The 3866-nt window shown below is 43.1% G+C and carries 3 protein-coding genes; 2 read left to right on the top strand and 1 reads right to left on the bottom strand.

Annotated elements, in window-relative coordinates; all coding sequences use genetic code 11:
- Positions 1-43: 43 nt before the first annotated feature.
- Together F6K54_RS41660 and F6K54_RS41655 are read left to right on the top strand one after the other, a co-directional pair.
- Positions 44-1576, top strand: a complete 1533-nt coding sequence (locus F6K54_RS41660; protein WP_293090360.1) for a hypothetical protein — start codon at positions 44-46, stop codon at positions 1574-1576.
- A 482-nt stretch (positions 1577-2058) separates the two neighbouring features.
- Positions 2059-3126: a hypothetical protein gene (locus tag F6K54_RS41655; RefSeq protein ID WP_293090359.1), complete on the top strand. Its 1068-nt coding sequence runs from the start codon at positions 2059-2061 to the stop codon at positions 3124-3126.
- Between the two features lie 495 nt (positions 3127-3621).
- On the opposite strand, the gene F6K54_RS41650 is transcribed toward F6K54_RS41655, so the two are convergent.
- A partial coding sequence (locus F6K54_RS41650) for a zinc ribbon domain-containing protein (RefSeq protein ID WP_293090358.1) occupies positions 3622-3866 on the bottom strand: 245 nt, incomplete at its 5' end.

Raw genomic sequence — 3866 nt, 5'->3', positions numbered from 1 at the left:
CTATATCACTACTACCCAAAAAATTTACAAAATTTAGGCAAATATGAACTCTTTGCAACTTCCACAACTTCAATTCCAACTGCAACCTGGTTCAACTCTGGTGCTGCAAATGTCTCTTCACAACTGGATGAAGGAGGCTATACTGTTACGTCCTACTTTAGATGATTGGGTAGTAGATAATGGCAATTTAATTATTACGGCATCCCAAAAACTCGAACCGCCTTATATTTATTTATTTTCTGGCAGTGATGCTAGTGAGACAATAACAACTTCCATTCCTGGGGATGTGTTGCCTGGGCAAAGGTTAAAAACTTGGTTACGATTTCCTGGCATTCAAGAAGAGGCTATTCCTATTGATGTTGAAATTATGCCAGTCGTGCAACCTCTTCCTCAAGTTGTCGAGTTTCCCCTGAATGTTACCTTTCCTGTTTCTGGAGAAAATAATTCAGGCTTTTCTCATACTTTCGACTCTACTATGGCGGGTATTTTTGGCTTAATCTCAGGGGTTATCGATCTGGATAAAATTCCTAGTCGTTGGTTGGTGGCAGAGCTTTTAATCGTTATTGCTCAAAGAGGGGAAGAATACGCTCAAACTTTACCCGGTAGTAGGTTGCTGGAACAACTTAAACACACTGTTTTTTATAAAAATGGCACGATAGCTCTTGCCTCTGCTCAACTCCCTAGTTGGATATCTGAAAGTTTGACGATCGCTAATACTATCTTAGGAGGCAGCAGTCAGACACCGGGAACTCAACGACTGCTTTATATCTGGGAACGATGGTTATTGAGTTTGGTGGGAACTGATGTAGAAGCGGAGGAAGTAGGCAAGCAGATTTTTGTGCCACCATTTTTGGCAGAAGCAGTTGTTGCTAAACTGGGGATGGATGCCGATCGCTGGTTTGGTAGTATTCTCTTGGGGTTGTCAGTGTTATCGCCTCGTATTGGCAATATTTTGGCAACCATTGCTGAATTGGCTAGTCCTACACCCGTTGCTGATGCTAAGGCAGGAAGTGCAGGTTATGCTTTGGCAACGGCACTCCCTGGATTAAATTTCTTGCCAGTGCGGTGGTTGGTAGTGGAATTATTGGTAGTTCTCGCTCAAATAGGAAGGGAGTATGCAGGTAGTGAAACGGGAAATCAGTTAAGCGATCGCTTGAGTCGGACTCGTTTCTTTAAAAATGGTGTAGTGGCTTTAGCATCAGCCAAAGTGCTTCGGTGGTTGCAGATTAGTCAGTCGTCTGCTACTGCTTTTGCTAATTCCATGGGTGCTGCAACAGGAATGGGAGGAATGTTGATTTTTTGGGAATTATGGTTGTGGAGTCTGCTGCCAGACAACAGTAATATTCAGAGCTTAGTTCCCAATAATTCTGCCAGGGAAGCTTTGAGTGCTGAACTGGGGATGAATGGCGATCGCTGGTTTGAGGCGATTATTTTAGGGTTGGCAGTTATGTCCCCCAGGATAGCAGCCATATTAGAAGCGATCGCTAGTTTAGCACCAGAACCTGTAACTCGCCCCTCTCCGACTCAAGCTCCTGTTGAGGATATAGTAGGAGAATCTAAATCTATTGGGCTATGACCAGGAAGTGTGGGAAGAATGGGGAGAGAGTAGGGTGCTGTTAGCGATAGCGTAACGCACCAGCAACATCAAAAATGGTGCGTTACGCTCCACTTTGTTCTGCTAACGCACCCTACTGGACTGTTTCATCTAAAATAGTGCAATAAGTGTAGGTTGGGTTGAGGGACGAAACCCAACATAAGCAAGGTTTTGTTGGGTTTCGTCCCTCAACCCAACCTACATTTTTAGGCGTGTCAGCAACATCAAAAATGGTACGTTACTCTTCACTTTGTTACCCTACTGGACTACTGGAGTATTGGGCTATGACCAGGAAGTGTAGGAAGAATGGGGAGATAGTGAAAGAGTAGGGTGCTGTTAGCGATAGCGTAACGCACCAACAATATCAAAAATGGTGCGTTACGCTCCACTTTGTTCCACTTTTCATGTTGCGAGCAAAACGCACCCTACTGGACTTCGGACTGCTAATTCAACTGATAACTGAAATGACTATGGATGAACGAACATTAGCTAGTGTAGAACAGTTACGCATTCCTATTACTGACCAGTCAGCACCTTTAGACTGGAAAGACTGGTATCATTTTATTTTAATGGAACCTAAAACTGGGTTGCGAGTTTTGGTGAATTTGACTCTCAGTGGTAGACTTAATGGCGGCGAACTGCAATTGACTTTTATTGTTACTGTACCCAGAGAACTTCTGACAGTCGAACTGCCTCCAGAAGCTACCTTGGCAACATTTGGCACTGCTTATCCCCAGATATGGGAGACGGGGACAGTGAGTCGCGAACCTTTGCAGTTGCAAGCTCAGAATGTTTCTTTAGAAATAAATGGCAGACAGTCACGGGTAGAGGTGCAAGATGAAGGTTCTGGGTTGGCGATCGCCTTTACAGCTTTTGCAGAGGCCACACCATTGTTAGTAACAGAAGATTCTCCTTTCGGTAGCGGTTTCATTGGTTGGGGTTTAGTGCCTGGTTTGCAAGTGGCGGGGGAGTTGTCTGTTGGGGACATGAATTTTCCCATCCATCGAGACTGGTTTTGCTACCATGACCGCAACTTTGGTAGGTTTCGTTGGGGGGAGGATATTGGTTGGGAGTGGTTTGTCGCTTTTGCAGTTTGTGCCGATGGCAGAACTTTGACTCTAGTTTTAGATAGACGTACTAACAGAGATCATTCTGAGTGGGGGTTATCTTATATATTTGTTTATTTGGGTAATCGGTTGCGGAAGATTTTTTTAGGACCGACTTTGGCGATCGACTGGCAATGGTCGAGGACTGGGGTGTTACCGATGCGGTTGCCGGGAGTTATGGCTAGCGTGTTTGCCCATCGCAGTATGCCCATGCCAGCAAGTTTGCGAGTGGAGGCAGCAGACGAACGCGATCGTTTGTCGGTTGTAGTGAATTTTGATAGTGCGATGGAATTGGTTGTGCCGGACAACAGAGGGCGTCAATATAGTTTTATTGAGGAAGTCAGCGGTAATGTTGAGGTAAAGCTATTGCTAGATGGGGAGATGCTGCATGGTTGGGGTTTGATTTATGCTGAGTATGTTGTCTAGATATCGTTACCGAATAATTAATAATTAATAATTAATAATTAATAATTAAATAATTCAGGTTTAAAGCCTCCCCTTTTAAGGGGAAAAAAAAGACAATATTCCTTATATTCAATCAAGAACGGTTTTAACCAGAGGTAATTATCAATTATCCATTATCCATTAATGAAATTATGTCCGGAGATAGAGAAATAGAATAGGAAAATTCTCCCATCTCCCCATCTCCCATATTTAACTACATAATCATAGATACCAAATGGTTTCTATAAGCTCCCAAAAAAGCCAAAACTATTAGAAATATTTGATTTTATGATTTAACTTCAAGGTTTTTCAACCACTCCTGATATTTCTTTTTATCCGTTTTACTAAACTTGCCCAAACTTACCCATACACGATCGCATAGGTTTTGGAGCTAGCTTCCTGTTTCACAGAAGACCACTGACCGCAGTCTGCAACTTATCTTCTCCACAGGCTTAAATTCGCTTGAAACTCAAGCTACTAACGTGCATAGTTTTCTAGGTTGACAGCGGCATTAAAATCTCTGTCTGTAGTGAAACCACAGTGTCCGCATTCGTAAGTTCTCATACTTAAAGGCATTTTCTGTTGATGCCCGCAATTTGAACATATTTGAGAACTTGGATAGTTACAGTCGATGGGGATATCACTATCCCTCACCTCTGTTTCAAAACCGGACTTGAGAGTTTCCAACTCCCAGAGGCTCCTAATAACTAAGGATACTTCGA

This window comes from Okeania sp. SIO3B5 (genome assembly GCF_010692555.1).
Classification (GTDB): domain Bacteria; phylum Cyanobacteriota; class Cyanobacteriia; order Cyanobacteriales; family Microcoleaceae; genus Okeania.
The sequence above is the reverse complement of the archived record's forward strand: the minus strand, read 5'-3'. Positions and strand labels throughout refer to the sequence as shown.

What these genes read in the sequence shown, in the direction of transcription:
- F6K54_RS41660 (WP_293090360.1), top strand. Translation starts at nt 44, where the DNA reads ATGAACTCTTTGCAACTTCCACAACTTCAATTCCAACTGCAACCTGGT.
- F6K54_RS41655 (WP_293090359.1), top strand. Translation starts at nt 2,059, where the DNA reads ATGACTATGGATGAACGAACATTAGCTAGTGTAGAACAGTTACGCATT.